This window comes from Providencia sp. PROV061, from assembly GCF_011045655.1.
Classification (GTDB): Bacteria; Pseudomonadota; Gammaproteobacteria; order Enterobacterales; family Enterobacteriaceae; genus Providencia; species Providencia hangzhouensis.
Window position 1 is genome coordinate 2,963,874 of sequence record NZ_CP042861.1, and the last position, 14,401, is coordinate 2,978,274.

General features: G+C 42.6%; 17 protein-coding genes. 4 read left to right on the forward strand and 13 right to left on the reverse strand.

Features of this window, described 5'->3' with window-relative positions; translation table 11 throughout:
* Positions 1–8 precede the first annotated feature (8 nt).
* Genes fliP through fliR form a run of 3 tightly spaced genes read left to right on the forward strand, consistent with a single transcriptional unit; the run spans position 9 to position 1,826 of the window.
* Positions 9–752, forward strand: a complete 744-nt coding sequence (fliP, locus tag FVA72_RS13520; protein WP_036957850.1) for a flagellar type III secretion system pore protein FliP — start codon at positions 9–11, stop codon at positions 750–752.
* Positions 753–774: 22 nt separating this feature from the next.
* Entirely contained in the window at positions 775–1,044 is a 270-nt protein-coding gene (gene fliQ / locus FVA72_RS13525; protein WP_004255630.1) for a flagellar biosynthesis protein FliQ, read from the forward strand.
* A 2-nt stretch (positions 1,045–1,046) separates the two neighbouring features.
* Positions 1,047–1,826, forward strand: a complete 780-nt coding sequence (fliR, locus tag FVA72_RS13530; protein WP_110591523.1) for a flagellar biosynthetic protein FliR — start codon at positions 1,047–1,049, stop codon at positions 1,824–1,826.
* A 426-nt stretch (positions 1,827–2,252) separates the two neighbouring features.
* Here the strand turns inward: fliR and FVA72_RS13535 are convergent, their stop codons facing one another.
* The 13 genes from FVA72_RS13535 to flgB form a co-directional block, all read right to left on the reverse strand.
* Positions 2,253–2,525: a helix-turn-helix domain-containing protein gene (locus FVA72_RS13535; protein ID WP_096864723.1), complete on the reverse strand. Its 273-nt coding sequence runs from the start codon at positions 2,523–2,525 to the stop codon at positions 2,253–2,255.
* On the reverse strand, positions 2,512–2,838 hold the full coding sequence (locus tag FVA72_RS13540; protein WP_096864722.1) for a type II toxin-antitoxin system RelE/ParE family toxin: 327 nt from the start codon (positions 2,836–2,838) through the stop codon (positions 2,512–2,514). Before FVA72_RS13540 ends, FVA72_RS13535 begins: the two co-directional genes overlap by 14 nt.
* Before the next feature lie 416 nt (positions 2,839–3,254).
* Positions 3,255–4,190: a flagellar hook-associated protein FlgL gene (gene flgL, locus FVA72_RS13545; RefSeq protein WP_036957851.1), complete on the reverse strand. Its 936-nt coding sequence runs from the start codon at positions 4,188–4,190 to the stop codon at positions 3,255–3,257.
* Positions 4,191–4,218: 28 nt separating this feature from the next.
* The gene (gene flgK, locus FVA72_RS13550) at positions 4,219–5,862 is read right to left on the reverse strand and encodes a flagellar hook-associated protein FlgK (protein ID WP_110591522.1); all 1,644 of its coding nucleotides are present in this window, start codon (positions 5,860–5,862) and stop codon (positions 4,219–4,221) included.
* Between the two features lie 141 nt (positions 5,863–6,003).
* Entirely contained in the window at positions 6,004–6,984 is a 981-nt protein-coding gene (gene flgJ / locus FVA72_RS13555) for a flagellar assembly peptidoglycan hydrolase FlgJ (protein WP_110591521.1), read from the reverse strand.
* Positions 6,984–8,087: a flagellar basal body P-ring protein FlgI gene (locus FVA72_RS13560; protein WP_004255651.1), complete on the reverse strand. Its 1,104-nt coding sequence runs from the start codon at positions 8,085–8,087 to the stop codon at positions 6,984–6,986. Before FVA72_RS13560 ends, flgJ begins: the two co-directional genes overlap by 1 nt.
* Before the next feature lie 35 nt (positions 8,088–8,122).
* On the reverse strand, positions 8,123–8,905 hold the full coding sequence (locus FVA72_RS13565; protein ID WP_004255652.1) for a flagellar basal body L-ring protein FlgH: 783 nt from the start codon (positions 8,903–8,905) through the stop codon (positions 8,123–8,125).
* A gap of 69 nt (positions 8,906–8,974) precedes the next feature.
* Complete coding sequence (flgG, locus tag FVA72_RS13570) at positions 8,975–9,757, reverse strand: flagellar basal-body rod protein FlgG (RefSeq protein WP_004255657.1); 783 nt, start codon at positions 9,755–9,757, stop codon at positions 8,975–8,977.
* Positions 9,758–9,775: 18 nt separating this feature from the next.
* Positions 9,776–10,531, reverse strand: a complete 756-nt coding sequence (locus tag FVA72_RS13575) for a flagellar basal body rod protein FlgF (protein ID WP_110591520.1) — start codon at positions 10,529–10,531, stop codon at positions 9,776–9,778.
* 15 nt (positions 10,532–10,546) lie between these two features.
* Complete coding sequence (gene flgE / locus FVA72_RS13580; RefSeq protein ID WP_110591519.1) at positions 10,547–11,767, reverse strand: flagellar hook protein FlgE; 1,221 nt, start codon at positions 11,765–11,767, stop codon at positions 10,547–10,549.
* Positions 11,768–11,794: 27 nt separating this feature from the next.
* On the reverse strand, positions 11,795–12,652 hold the full coding sequence (locus FVA72_RS13585) for a flagellar hook assembly protein FlgD (protein WP_110591518.1): 858 nt from the start codon (positions 12,650–12,652) through the stop codon (positions 11,795–11,797).
* 12 nt (positions 12,653–12,664) lie between these two features.
* Positions 12,665–13,069 carry a flagellar basal body rod protein FlgC gene (gene flgC / locus FVA72_RS13590; protein ID WP_096864712.1) on the reverse strand — a complete coding sequence of 135 codons (405 nt, stop codon included), beginning with the start codon at positions 13,067–13,069 and terminating at the stop codon, positions 12,665–12,667.
* A gap of 5 nt (positions 13,070–13,074) precedes the next feature.
* On the reverse strand, positions 13,075–13,488 hold the full coding sequence (gene flgB / locus FVA72_RS13595) for a flagellar basal body rod protein FlgB (RefSeq protein WP_004255669.1): 414 nt from the start codon (positions 13,486–13,488) through the stop codon (positions 13,075–13,077).
* 237 nt (positions 13,489–13,725) lie between these two features.
* On the opposite strand from flgB, the gene flgA reads away from it, so the two are divergent.
* Positions 13,726–14,364 carry a flagellar basal body P-ring formation chaperone FlgA gene (flgA, locus tag FVA72_RS13600; RefSeq protein WP_110592574.1) on the forward strand — a complete coding sequence of 213 codons (639 nt, stop codon included), beginning with the start codon at positions 13,726–13,728 and terminating at the stop codon, positions 14,362–14,364.
* Positions 14,365–14,401 lie beyond the last annotated feature (37 nt).

Sequence of the window (14,401 nt, forward strand, 5' to 3'; positions counted from 1 at the left end):
AAGGGCTCATGTTACCTCTAAAATCTTTACTCACGATTACTACCCTCTTGTTTTTATTGCCAAACTCCGCTTCTGCGGCACTACCAGCTGTTATTAGCCATTCAATGGCTGATGGCGGACAAACTTGGTCTTTACCTGTTCAAACGCTTTTATTTTTGACCTTATTGGGCTTTATTCCCGCCTTATTATTAATGATGACCAGTTTTACTCGCATCATTATTGTTTTAGGTTTATTGCGTAACGCGCTCGGAACGCCCTCCGCTCCACCGAACCAAGTCTTATTGGGTTTAGCACTGTTTTTAACCTTTTTTGTGATGTCACCCGTTGCAGACCAAGTTTACCGCGAAGCCTACCAGCCTTTTAGCGAAGACAAGATTAGCCTCGAAACGGCTTTAGAGAAAGGAACAGCACCGTTAAGAACCTTTATGTTAGGGCAAACACGCGAATCCGACTTAGCCCTATTCGCAAGAATAGCCAAAGTGGGTGAAATTCAAGAAGCGAAAGATGTTCCGTTACGTATTTTAGTCCCAGCCTTTATTACCAGTGAACTAAAAACCGCATTTCAAATTGGCTTTACTATTTTTATTCCATTTTTAATCATTGACTTAGTGGTTGCCAGTGTCTTAATGGCATTAGGGATGATGATGGTTCCACCTGCAACAGTTTCCTTGCCATTTAAATTAATGTTGTTTGTATTAGTTGATGGTTGGCAACTATTGCTTGGCTCATTATCGCAAAGCTTTTTTAATTAGGATTATTTTACTCGGAGTAGTTATGACACCTGAATCAGTAATGGCGATGGGAACTGAAGCGATGAAAATTGCGCTGATGCTAGCTGCCCCTTTGTTATTAGCCGCTTTGGCGGCGGGTTTAATTATCAGCTTACTGCAAGCCGCCACGCAAGTGAATGAAATGACGCTATCTTTTATCCCTAAAATTTTGTCGGTTATTTCTGTGATTATTATTGCAGGGCCCTGGATGCTGAATCTGCTTACCGACTATATGCGGTCATTGCTTAGCAACTTACCGTTTATTATTGGCTAACAATGCTAACCATTACCAGTGAAACACTCACGCTGTGGCTAAGCCAAGGTTTTTACCCTTTCATACGCCTTTTGGCGCTGCTTGGTACAGCGCCCTTTTTTAATGAAAAACAGGCGATTACCAAAGTTCGCGTTGCATTGGCTTTTTTTGTTGTGTTGATTGTTTCCCCACAACTTCCTGTCGTGAATATTCCTCTATTCTCTGCTATGGGATTATGGGTTATCGTGCAGCAAATGGTGATTGGTATTGCGATGGGGCTAACAATGCAAATGTCATTTGCTGCCGTGCGTCATGCGGGGGAAGTGATTGGTTTGCAAATGGGGTTATCTTTCGCCACCTTTTTTGACCCAACTGGCGGGCCCAATATGCCAATTTTAGGTCGCATATTTAACGTAATTACTATTTTATTGTTTCTCGCTTTCGATGGGCACTTGTGGCTTATTTATATTGTAGTCAATTCATTTGAACTGCTCCCAATTCAAACCGCACCATTAAATCGCGATGGTTTTTGGGTATTTGTCCAATTTGCTAACACCATATTTATTAATGGGTTAATGTTGGCTTTACCGTTTATCACCTTATTTTTAATTCTAAACCTTGCTTTGGGTATTCTAAACCGCATGACCCCGCAGCTATCGGTGTTTGTGGTCGGTTTTCCTTTAACACTTACCATTGGAATTAGTATGTTAGGGCTGATTATTTCTATCCTCCCGCGCTATACCGAGCGTTTGGTCCACCAAGCTTTCGAGCAGTTATCGTTGATGTTTAATTTGTTTGTTTGAGTATCGATACTTAATCAATTAATTAGTTAGTAAAACCATTTGGTAACTCTAATTATTAAGGTAAATCTATAAAAGCTTATTTCTAATTCAAAATTCATTGTTTACTCCTAATTTTAAGTATTAAAACCCATTATTTTTTTCAGGCGATAAATTAAAGAAAGAGAGCCGCCTATATGGCGGTAACGATACCCATTATTTATTTCATTTCTAAGCTATCAAAACAAGTGATAGTTACGAATACATCTAACACTAAATTTAACTTAGGTAAAAGATGGTAAAATCACGTAAAAACGACCTTGAGGTCATATTTTTTCAATTTAATCATGTAAAAACGCCCCGTGTAGTAGAGCCCCTTCACTGCTATTTATGTTATTTAACCAAATTTCTAAGCTGGCAGTGCAGTAATTACGACAAAAATAAATAATCTTAAAGGGCAATTATTGGGTTTTTAATTCCACATGCAGCAGCATACTTTACAATGCTTTTAATGCTCGCATTATTCACATTACTCTCCAACCTTGTGATAGTTGATGGATTAACTCCTATAATTTCAGCTATTTGAACTTTCGTTAACCCAGCAGACTCTCTCCACTCCTTAAGCATAGCCTGCAATTTTTCAGTTCTTATTTCTTCTTCATAAGCAGCTTGGTATTCTGGATCTTTCATCCATTCATCATGTAGCTCTTTATGTGTTTTCATCGTTTAATAGCTCCAATAAACGTTTTCTCGCTAAATAAAACTCAGACTTTGGGGTTCTTTGTGACTTTTTGATAAAGATCCTGAGCATAAAAATTGTTTTATCTTTGTGGTAAACCCATAACCCCCTAGCTATTTCACTTCCCATAGTTCTTATCTCAAACAATCCATCGCCCAATGATTTAGTATCTGGTTCTCTTAAATAATTAGCTGATAACTCTAATTTTTTAATGAGGCGGTCATATTTCACCTTGATTTTTAAAGGCAGTGCATTTGCTTCTTTTTCAGCCTCAGAATGATATTTTACAGTATACATATACCCTCATCATAATTTGCACTGTAATGCAAATTGCTTTTTAGTGCAAATCACATTCCATTGTATCGTCTGTACTACATACCGACTGCAGTAAATAGATCAGTTTCTCTGTACTGCCTGTACGGCAGTGAACTATAACAAAAATAGATTAAAACAAATAAAAACAACTGACTAGCTTTAAAATACAAAAAATACCTTTGTTTTTAGTGAATCCTATAACTAATTGTTAAATCAGCGGATTTTTAAAGAGCAAAAATAAAAGGTCAAATAAGGGTAAAACAAAAGCAAATTTATGCAATATAAAAAAGACACAATAATAAACTCAAATCCCCTTTTTGTGGTGACTAAAAACCCCCAAACAAAAAACCGCGCTTGAATGGCTCCAAAGCGCGGTGAGTAAAAAGAGTATTAAATAATTAACGGCTGCCGAAAAGTGACATGCTGTTTAAGTCTTTAAAAATACTTTGTGAGGCTTCAAACATCGCTTTTTCTTTATAATAATCTGTGGTGGTGCCAGTCCAGTTAGTTTCTAACAACTCACTTTTGCGGGCCGCATTTTGAATCGAGCGCGTATCAGCTAAAAAATCTAATTTATCAATTTCTTGTAATTGTAAACCTTGCTTAGCTTCAATATTAGAAATTTGATCTAATGCGGACTTGATGGCTCGGTTCGCTTCACCTAACTCAGCTTGCGCTTGGTCTAAATCTGCTTGTGGTGCGCCTTGCAATGGCTTTTTCAGTGATTCGATACCGGTGTTCAGCGCTTTAAAAATATTGACCACATTATTGCTATCGGTTTCAAACACTTGTGCGCCAGTGAAATAAGTCGTCATCTCACGGTCACTCGCCACATTCTGCATAATCGCTTTATCGCCACCGTGATACAACACATCACCGTTAGCATCAATTTCAAATGGCGGTTTATCTGATTTAAAACCTGCGAAAATATATCGACCATTCCCATCAGTCGAATTACCTAACGCCACTAATTGTTCTTTCAAACCCGTGAGTTGCTCAGCCAAAGTATTACGGTCTTTATCGCTTAAAGCACCTTGGTTTGATGCCTGAATAATGGTGGTATCAATTTGCGTCGTCACATCTGTCATCTGAGTCAAAATACTCATCTGCAATGTCATTCCCGTTTTCGCAAATCCACGGCTTGCTACATATTGTTGGTTACGGTTTTCTGACTGGTTAATCCGCACCGCTTGCGAAGACGCTTGCGGGTCATCAGAAGGCTTGCTTACACGCTTACCAGAAGCTAATTGACTTCCTGCATCCATCCAACGCGCTTGAGCACTGTTCATGTCTTGTAAGCGTTGGTGATAAATCATGTTGGTACTTAAACGCATCGCTAAATCCTTATCCTATCGCTAATATTTAGAATGCACGCATTAATGCGTTAAATAAATCGTCCACCGTTTTTAATACTTGTGCATTGGCATTGAAAAACTGTTGGATTTTCTGCATCTGAATACTTTCTTCATTCATATTCACGCCCGAGATGGCTTGCTCTTGCTCATAGAAGCTCTCAGTCATTTTGTTTTGTGTTTCAGAGTCAATTTGTGCTTGTTTGGTTTTACTGCCTACATCATTAACTAACGTTGCATAGAAATCAGAGAACGTAGAACTACCATCAATCAGTTTTTCGTCTTGCAGTTTAACCAGTTGTTTAATGTTTTCATTATCACCTGGGCCACTGTCTTTACTTCCAGCCGCCGCAAAATCGGATGCATTGCTGACCAAGGTCTGCATACCGTTGATTACACCACTTACTGGTTTTACCAAGAATGAGTCACCTTTTGACATACCAGTACTGTTGCTGATTTTGATCTCTAAACCATCAAACTTCAGTGTACCTGCCGTATTTGAATCCACAGGAACATTAATACCTTCTGGCAAACGTGTGACATTCCATTCATTGCCGTCAAAGCGCATTTCGTAGTTATTACCTGTGACTTTAGACACATCGCTATAACTGAGATCAAAGTCCGCTTTACCACTATTATGAGTGTTGCTAACAACAGAGCCTTTACCAATTTCAAAGAAGTCTTTACCGGTGTTGCCGTTGGCATCGTACCCCTTGCTGTGCACTTCATTGAATTTGGTCGCAAAAACCAATGCTAATTTATTGAGTTTTTGATAAGCCGGGTCCATAACTTCTTGACGAGAACGCAAGATACCGCTGAGTTCCCCACCACGGAATGACTCATCAGGAATTTCCCGTGCTTGGCCATTCGCGCCCACAAAGCCAATGCTAAAACGGCTATCATCTTTAGAAGAAGGGACGGCTTCTAAGCGATTCGCTTTTTCACCCGTGACTAACGGTAAGCCATTAGCAAACGTCACGTTATAGTTACCGTTCTGTTCGATAACTTTTATACCAACTAATGAGTTAACTTCATTGACTAAACGGTCACGCACATCTAATAAGTCGTTAGGCTCAGAACCACTCACAGAACGGATCCGCGAAATTTGCTGGTTTAAACCCGCAATTTTTTCAGCGTAAATATTGATATCTTTCACTTTATTTTCTATCTGGTGATTAATATCCCGTTCCATTTCCTGCAAACGACGATCCGCTTCTTTAAACTGGCCTAATAATGCATTTGAGTTTCCTAAGAAAACGTCAATCAAGGTTTTGTCACTTGCATCGCTGGAGGCAGCGTCTAACGCGGTGAAGAAGCTACCGATATTACTTGAAATATCTTCAATATCATTAGTAAGCAAATCATCAACTTTATTGCAGTTCTTAACGTATGCCTCATAGTCACCGCTACGTGCGCGGGATTGGCTGTACTGCGCATTGATAAATTCATCAAACTCACGGCGAACATGGCTGAAATAAGTGCCGTTACCAAAATAGCCATTAGGTGTCATCGTACCGGGATTCTCCCCGAAAACAGCACTTTGGCGATGATAGTAACCCACACCTGCGTTAGCTAAGTTGTTAGAAATAACACTTAACCCGCCTTGTGCAGCGTTCACACCACTGAGCGCATTATTCATTACATTGTTCAGCATAAGCTTTTCCTGTTCTGGATGCTTATCGCCATCATTGGCTGACACAATGAGAGCGATAGCAACGCAAATTATTTAGTGCATATTTGGTTATCGGAAATTCAGCGTAATTATTTAGTCCAAACGCGCAATAATTCCGGATTTTTAGAAAATATCGTTTAAGTCTATGGTATATGCCTGAACAGCCCTTGATGCAGAGGTATTCGCCGCGGGTTGATGACCGCGTATCTGGTTAATCAAGGTGATTAGTTTGTCCGAATAGCCTGGGTCTGTGGCATACCCGGCTTGATGTAAACGGCGCGCAGCAATCTCTGGTGTCGGCGCTTTTTTGACGTCTTTGTAACGCGGGTTTTCCGTCAATAAATTGATATAATCGGCAATCGCCTCTTCATAAGAGCCATAAACGCGAAAATCATCCCGCATTTTGATGGTTTTTCCGTTGATCACTTCTGTTGTCATAATATTAGTGACGGGCCCTTGCCAGTTTTTTCCCGCTTTTATACCAAACAGGTTATGGCTGGTTTTTCCATCTGATTTCAGAATTTCTCGCTGGCCCCAACCACTTTCTAATGCCGCTTGTGCCAATAGCAGAAAATGAGAAATACCACTGTTTTGGCTTGCCGCTTTTGCAGGTTCAATTAAACGGCTAATAAAATTACTGCTATTAAGCGATAACGCTTTGATTTTTTGGAATGGTGCCGATAATGCATCGCCCATTGGTGCAAAATGGCGCATCATTTGTTCCATATTAAATGGCGGTAATGATTGCACTGTTTTTTCATCTAACGGCAACAGGCTATTGGATGTGGGCCCACTTGACGTGTGTTGGTCTCGTGTAAGCTGCTGGTACATCATTTCCCCGAAACCTAAACCTTTTTGCGACAGGTCCTGGGCGATTTGCTGGTCATACATACTGGTGAGCATGCGTGTTTGGTCGCTGGAAAATAAGCCATCTTGTGGGAGTGCGTCACGCATACTTTTTAACATCAATTGAACGAATGTTGCCTCAAGTTGCTGCGTGACATGGCGCAGCCCTTGCTCCGAATTCTTATTCAGTTCACCTTTTAACTGTCCCAGTGACTGTAAATCAAATGCGGCACCTTGCAATAGCTGCATGTCACTCATTAGATGATCTCCAGTTTTGCACGTAAACAACCCGCACTTTCCATCGCTTGCAGTATCGACATCAAGTCGTTTGGCGTTGCACCGAGTGTATTTAGGGCTTGAATAACTTGGTTTAATTGCACACTTGCGTTGACTTTTTGGAGTGCCCCACCCTGATCACGTACCCCAACATTCGTATTACGAGTGACTACGGTTTGCCCACCTGCAAATGGGGTGTCCGGTTGGCTCACTTGAGTTTGTCTTTCGACTGTGACCGCTAAACTGCCATGTGCAACAGCACAGCTGTCTAGTGTTACACTGCGGTTAATCACCACAGAACCGGTGCGTGAATTGAGGATCACTTTCGCTTCAGCCACTGGCGCACGTACATTAAGCTCCTGTACCCGTGCTAAAAAGCGCACTTGGTCGCGATTATTGGCAGGAACCAGTAATTGCACTGTCCGAGAATCTAACGCAGACGCCGTCCCCATACCGCCCATACGGTTAATTGCATCCGCAATATCTTGTGCCAATGTGAAGCTATCTTCGTTTAATTGCAGGTTAATTGCCCCGTTTTGCCCGAAACTGCTCGGTAATTCGCGTTCAATAGTTGCTCCACCGGTAATACGGCCGCCATTGAGTTGATTAACCTTAATACTACTGCCGCCGCCACTGGCTCCCGCACCACCCACTAAGATGTTACCTTGAGCCATCGCATAGATTTGTCCATCAACCCCTTTTAAGGGAGTCATCAACAACGTACCGCCACGTAAGCTTTTCGCGTTACCCATTGAGGAAACCACAATATCCACGGACTGCCCAGTACGCGCAAAAGGCGGCAATTTCGCGGTGACCATGACCGCCGCCACATTTTTTAATTGCATATTGGTACCCGGCGGCACCGTAATCCCCATTTGCGACAGCATGTTATTCAAACTTTGAGTGGTAAATGGAGTTTGCATGGTTTGGTCACCTGTCCCATCTAGGCCCACAACTAAACCATAGCCAATCAAGGCGTTATCTCGCACACCTTGAACGGTGGTTAAATCTTTAATACGCTCACTGTATGCTGAATAAGTGAAGCAAAAAAATAGTGATAGCAAAATTAATACTTTGTTTTTCATTGAATTATCTCGGCTGTTTTCTCGCTAATGTTTAATTAATAAGGCGAAACATTTAAGAAAAAGCGTTGTAGCCATCCCATGTTTTGCGATTCGTTAATATAGCCGTCACCCACATATTCAATGCGTGCATCAGCGACTTGTGTCGAACTCACATGATTGTCTGAACCGATAGTGCGCGGGTTAACCACCCCAGAGAAACGAATCGACTCAGTACCTTGGTTTATCGCGATGCGTTTCTCACCAACCACATGTAAATTACCGTTCGCCAATAATTGGTCGACTGTGACAGTGATGGTGCCTTTAAAGGTGTTGTTGGCATTGGCACCGCCTTTGCCGCTAAAGTCACTGTTACCTTTAATATCTAATTCTGTGTTTTTACCGCCAATCCACCCTTGCATGAAACCCGGTAATATCGCAGCTAAGAAACCTGTTTTCCCACTACGGTTGGCATTCGCTGAGGAGTTTTTGCTCGCACTCACGTTTTCTTGCAAGTTAATGGTTAAAATATCACCAACATTACGAGGGCGCCGGTCTTCAAATAATGGCTGATAGCCATAATAAGCAGGTTGAGCGCTTTGAAATATCGAGCCATTGGGTGCTGGTGCTGTCGGCGCTGTTGGGATTGCCGTGGTTTGTGTGTCCACTAATGGACGCGATTTGATTTGTGCACAACCGCTGGTAACTAAGACCAAAATGGCAAGTAACCCTGCCTGTTTAGGCGCTATGAAACGCGTTAGTAACGCTGCTTTTTGCTGTTGAGAAATCGTGCCGCTTTCAATCATCATGTTACTCTTTTGCTGCTGTGTACGTTTTATCATCACGAAGAGGTCCCTCTCATTAATAACTCATCACTATCGCAATGAGTTATTTTTACGTATTTTTACCCATTACAATTGCGTTAAGCGCTGTAACATTTGGTCAGAAGCGGATACCGCCTTACTGTTGATTTCATAAGCACGTTGAGTTTGGATCATATTGACCAACTCCTCTGCCACATTGACGTTAGAGGTTTCTAACATGTTTTGATAAAGTAAACCGGCGCCATTGGTCCCCGGTGCGCTCTCATTTGGTGCGCCCGAACTTGCGGTTTCCATATACAGGTTTTCACCCATACTTTCCAAACCAGCATCATTAATGAAGGTGGTTAATGTAATTTGGCCAATTTGCTGTGGTTGGTTATCGCCATAGACGGTAATGGTCACGGTACCATCGCGCGCAATCGACAAGCTATTCGCGTTATCGGGGATCATAATCGCAGGAACGATTTGGTAACCACTTGAGGTCACTAACTGGCCATCTTGGTTTGGCTGCAATGCGCCATCACGGGTGTAAGCATCCGTACCATCAGGCATTTGCACATGTAAAAAACCTTGGCCTCGGATAGCGATATCGTTGGTATTTCCTGTTTTATTTAATGCGCCTTGCGCATGAATACGCATGGTGGCAACAGGGCGCGAACCCGTTCCCATTTGTAAGCCGGATGGTAATGAAGTTTGTTCTGAACTCATTGCGCCCGGCTGGCGAATATTTTGGTACATTAAATCTTCAAAAACAGCGCGTTGGCGCTTGAAACCATTGGTACTAACGTTGGCTAAGTTATTAGAAATAACATCAAGGTTAGTTTGTTGAGCATCAAGCCCTGTTTTAGCAATCCATAATGAGCGGATCATAATAATTCCTTACTGTATTTAGCTAACCGCGAGCAGTTGATTGGCGCGTTGTGCATTTTCATCAGCACTGCGGACAACTTTCATTTGCATTTCAAAGTGCCTTGCATTGGCAATCATCGAAACCATGGCTTCTGCGGCATTGACATTACTGCCCTCAATCACCCCAGCAGTGACAATGCCTCGTTCACTTTGTGGCAAAACATTGCCATTTGTCGCTTGTCCTTGTGGTGATAAATGAAACAAACCGTCTTCGCCACGGATCAAGTCTTGCGGCTGTGCTTCAACCACTTTCAAGCGCCCAATTTGCCCTAACATAGTCGGGGGGTCAGTCGCCAAAAGCGCAGTAACGGTACCGTCAGCGCCAATAGTTAACTCCGCATTTGGCGGAACGTTAATCGGCCCGCCATCACCTTGTAAGCGGCGCTCACCAATAACAAGCTCACCTTCACTAGACACTTGAATGTTACCGTTACGGGTATAAGCTTCTGTGCCATCCGCTAATTCAACAGCCAAAAAATGCTTATCATTTAACGCAACATCGGTTTGCTTACCCGTATAATTGAGTGGCCCTTGGCTCATATCAGCGCCGGGAGTAGATGCCACCACCAGCGTTCTGGTTTGCTCGCTGTCACCATGTATCGGCACGGCACGCATTGCGGACAATTGCGCTTTAAAGCCTGCGGTTGACACATTGGCAATGTTATTTGAAACAATCGCTTGGTTTTCCAGCGCATGACGCGCTCCTCCCATCGCGGTATAAATGACGTGATCCATGGCCACCCTCTTGTTTTATCGTAAGTTAACCAGCGTCTGTAACATCTGATCTTGTGTCTTGATGGTTTGCGCGTTTGATTGGTAATTACGCTGCATCACAATCATGCTAATTAACTCTTGGCTCATATCCACGTTAGAAGACTCCAACGCACCGCTGGTTAATTTACCGAACTGACCGACACCCGGAACGCCGTCCATCGGGTTACCTGACGCATTAGAAGAGGCCCAAACGTTGCCACCTTGAGATACCAGACCATTTGGATTTGCGAAAGCAGATAATGCCACTTGACCAACCACACGTTTTTGTTGGTTAGAATAGTTAGCGGTAATTAAGCCGTTATCTTCAATTTTGAAGGTGGTGTATTCACCGGCTCGATAACCGTCAACATCAATTGCACTAACAGAAGACTCGCTGACCTTTTGTTGACGAGTCTTACTTAAATCAACGTTTAATATTCCATTATCAGCGCCATTTAACCCGTTATACGCGAAAGCAAATGTGGCTTTATCTGCGTCTTTTAACTTACCATTACCATCAAACTCTAGTTCACCCAGTTTTTTAGCTTCAGTTTCGTTAGCGTCTTTCGCATAAGCGGTCCATTTGTTATCTGACTCTTTAACAAAGTACACTGAAATTTCATGGGTATTACCTTGACTATCGAAAGCGGTCATTGTGGTGCTAAAGTTATACGTTGCTGAATCATCAGGCTTTGTGATGTCAAATTTCTTATCTTTAACTTTATCTTCAGAATTAAGGTTTATCGTCAGTTTCGCTAACTCAGATTTTTTCGCATCCATCATATCCGTTGGGATATTCAAGCCTTCAGGTACACCACCACTTTGGATGGTAACATTGCCTTTTTCATCAACACTCGCAGGGTAACCTGTGACTACCATCCCTTGGTTATTGACTAAATTACCGCTTTTATCGCGTAAGAATTGACCATCTCGGCTGTAATAAGTATCACCGTTTTGGTCTTGTACACGGAAAAAGCCATTTCCGGAGATGGCAACGTCTGTCGCTCTATCCGTACGCGTGATTGGACCATCTTTAAAATTTTGTGTCACTGCGGCCACATTAACGCCTAGGCCAACACCTGAACCTGCAAACATATCTGCAAATGAGGTCGTCGCCCCTTTAAAACCATTTGTTGCGGAGTTGGCAATATTATTACCAATTGAATCAAGCCCCGCTGAGGCTGCATTTAAGCCACTGACTGCTTGTGAAAAAGACATATTTTCTCCATGAGTATTGGGGGTAAATTAAGAAGATGGATAAACTTTGAAAATGCTGCTCAGCGGGACGCTTTGCCCAATGCCAACATCAAGTAATGGTGCGTCAGCTCCAGGAGTCACACCGTTAACACGGGTATACCCCAGTTTGGTCACTTCGATTTCAGCTCCTGAACTAACAGCTTTCACATCAAAGTAATATTTTCCTGTTGTATCGGTGACTAAGTTCCCGTTGTTATCACGGCCATCCCATGCCATATCATAGATATCGGGTTTAACTTCCGTTTCATAGGTAATGGTTCGCACAACCATTCGGTTTTTATCGCGAATGGTAATTTCAACGTTGTCCGCCAATTTCGGCAAAAAGAAGCCAAACGGCGAGGAAATATATTCAGATTGCGGCTCTTCAGTGCCCTCTTCACCTTCAATGGCATCTTTGTTACTTAATCCAAACATTGAAGGGCTATTTGGGCTGATGCCTTCGTCTGGAAGCGGGTTTGATGGCTTAATCACATTGCTGTCTTCACCTGAGCTCGCTTTTTTGAGCGGCGCTAAGATGATTTCATTGCGCGGAATAAGCACACCTTTACCTACCAACTGAGTGGCTTGCAATGACTGACCTGAACCAATTTGTTGGGAAATACCACTCACGCTGTCGCTGAGTTTATTCATACTTTCAAGTGTCGCTATTTGCGCCAATTGGCTGGTTAAATCCGTATTTTCCATTGGTTTTGTTGGGTCTTGGTTTTGCATTTGTGTGACAATCATTTTTAAAAAAGTGTCACGCATATCGTCACTTTGACTTTTCTTTGGCACATTACTCGCAGCTGGCTGAGGGCCAGCTGTCGTATTATCCAAAGAGTCGTACATTGTGGCTGCAACTCCCATGAAAATGCTCCCTTACTGGCCTATAGTCAGTGTCTTTTGCAGCAATGTTTTTGCTGTATTCATCACTTCTAAGTTAGCTTGATAGCTACGAGAGGCTGAAATGGTATTGATCATTTCACCAACCATGTCGACATTTGGCATTTGCACATAGCCTTTTTCATTCGCTGACGGGTGACCGGGCTTATATTCCATACGGGGTGGCGTAGGGTCTTCTATCAGCTCACTCACACGCACGCCTCCCACTTCGTGACGCCCTTGTGGTGCCATTTGAAAAACAACTTGTTTTGCGCGATATGGTTGGCCATCTGGCCCCACGATACTTTCTGCGTTGGCCATATTGCTCGCACTGACATTCAAACGTTGAGATTGCGCGGTCAATGCCGATGCGGAGATATCAAAAATACTTAGTAAAGCCATGGCAATTACCCTTGCTGTAAGACAGCCAACATACTTTTGACGCGGCTATTGATAAATGTAAGGTCGGCCTGATATTTCAGGGTGTTATCTGCGAATTGGCTACGTTCAATGTCCATATCTACCGTATTACCATCCATTGAGGTTTGGTAAGGAACACGATATTTCAGGTCAATATTTGGCGCTTTGCCCCCTCGGCCTTCAATATGCCCTTTCGAAGTGACAGCAAGAGTCACACCTTTTCCCCCTACCACACCTTTATCCATGGCTTGTTGAAGTTGACGATTAAAGTCAATATCACGTGCTTGGTAGCCGGGTGTGTCGGCATTAGCAATGTTTGAAGCTAATACAGTCTGCCTTGCTTCGCGTATTGACAAAGCCTGTTGCTGGAAAGCAAACGTGGCGTTTAATTTATCAATCATAGTGGTCCTCAATGGAGATAACGCGATCCCTGAATTTGAACGTTCGCGAGTAAAAATTAAAATTCGACCCGCATATCTTAGCGGCCTACTAAAAAATCTAATGGCGGGATAAAGGCAAAATAATTGACCTATTTGGCTCATTCATTATTACGCAGCTGCGTAAACTGCAATTGTGAAAAAGTTTGCTTACTGGGGGGATAAAACGGGATGTATTACACTAAAAAATTGCCTTTATATATGATAATCAGTTTGTTAGGTCTTACTCCAGCGCTTTCTCAAGCGTCATTACCCCAAGATATTAACCATTATTTTCGCCAAATTCATGGCAAGAAAACCCACGTTTCAATCGAAATCAAAACCCCAATTGAACGTTGGCCTATTTGCGAGAAGCCACAAATCAACCCACCTATTGGCGGGCGTAATATGGGGAATGTGTCCCTTCCTGTGCAATGTGGTAAAAAAAAGCAATTTATTCAGCTAACAGTGAATGTGACAGGCCAGTATTACGTGGCAACACGCAATATAAATAGAGGGGAACCCATACAATTTGTTGATATCGGAACCAAAAAAGGCTTATTGCATAAACTCCCCGCAGGCGCAAGTACAGACAAAATTGCACTTCGCGGAGCAATAGCTCTACGTAATATTCCAGCAGGTCAAACATTCACAAAATCAATGATAAGGCAGCCTTGGGCAATAAAAGCAGGGCAAACCGTATTTGTATTCGCCAGTGGTGATAATTTTTCAGTGAAATACGAAGGAAGAGCAATAAATAATGCTACTGCCGGCCAAAATACCCGCGTACGATTGTTAAATGGGCAAGTTGTAAATGGGGAAGCGCTAGAAAATGGCAGCGTTCAAGTGGCATTAAAATAAAGCGCCCCCCGCTTGTACTCTAAATAATTCGAGTGGC

Excerpts from the sequence above, each read along its gene's own strand:
- FVA72_RS13540 (WP_096864722.1), bottom strand. The coding sequence starts at position 2,838 with ATGTATACTGTAAAATATCATTCTGAGGCTGAAAAAGAAGCAAATGCA.
- flgL (WP_036957851.1), bottom strand. The coding sequence starts at position 4,190 with ATGCGTTTAAGTACCAACATGATTTATCACCAACGCTTACAAGACATG.
- flgK (WP_110591522.1), bottom strand. The coding sequence starts at position 5,862 with ATGCTGAACAATGTAATGAATAATGCGCTCAGTGGTGTGAACGCTGCA.
- fliP (WP_036957850.1), top strand. The coding sequence starts at position 9 with ATGTTACCTCTAAAATCTTTACTCACGATTACTACCCTCTTGTTTTTA.
- fliQ (WP_004255630.1), top strand. The coding sequence starts at position 775 with ATGACACCTGAATCAGTAATGGCGATGGGAACTGAAGCGATGAAAATT.
- flgB (WP_004255669.1), bottom strand. The coding sequence starts at position 13,488 with ATGATTGATAAATTAAACGCCACGTTTGCTTTCCAGCAACAGGCTTTG.
- flgA (WP_110592574.1), top strand. The coding sequence starts at position 13,726 with ATGATAATCAGTTTGTTAGGTCTTACTCCAGCGCTTTCTCAAGCGTCA.
- flgG (WP_004255657.1), bottom strand. The coding sequence starts at position 9,757 with ATGATCCGCTCATTATGGATTGCTAAAACAGGGCTTGATGCTCAACAA.
- flgJ (WP_110591521.1), bottom strand. The coding sequence starts at position 6,984 with ATGAGTGACATGCAGCTATTGCAAGGTGCCGCATTTGATTTACAGTCA.
- FVA72_RS13565 (WP_004255652.1), bottom strand. The coding sequence starts at position 8,905 with ATGATAAAACGTACACAGCAGCAAAAGAGTAACATGATGATTGAAAGC.
- FVA72_RS13560 (WP_004255651.1), bottom strand. The coding sequence starts at position 8,087 with ATGAAAAACAAAGTATTAATTTTGCTATCACTATTTTTTTGCTTCACT.
- flgE (WP_110591519.1), bottom strand. The coding sequence starts at position 11,767 with ATGTCTTTTTCACAAGCAGTCAGTGGCTTAAATGCAGCCTCAGCGGGG.
- FVA72_RS13585 (WP_110591518.1), bottom strand. The coding sequence starts at position 12,652 with ATGGGAGTTGCAGCCACAATGTACGACTCTTTGGATAATACGACAGCT.
- FVA72_RS13575 (WP_110591520.1), bottom strand. The coding sequence starts at position 10,531 with ATGGATCACGTCATTTATACCGCGATGGGAGGAGCGCGTCATGCGCTG.
- fliR (WP_110591523.1), top strand. The coding sequence starts at position 1,047 with ATGCTAACCATTACCAGTGAAACACTCACGCTGTGGCTAAGCCAAGGT.
- FVA72_RS13535 (WP_096864723.1), bottom strand. The coding sequence starts at position 2,525 with ATGAAAACACATAAAGAGCTACATGATGAATGGATGAAAGATCCAGAA.
- flgC (WP_096864712.1), bottom strand. The coding sequence starts at position 13,069 with ATGGCTTTACTAAGTATTTTTGATATCTCCGCATCGGCATTGACCGCG.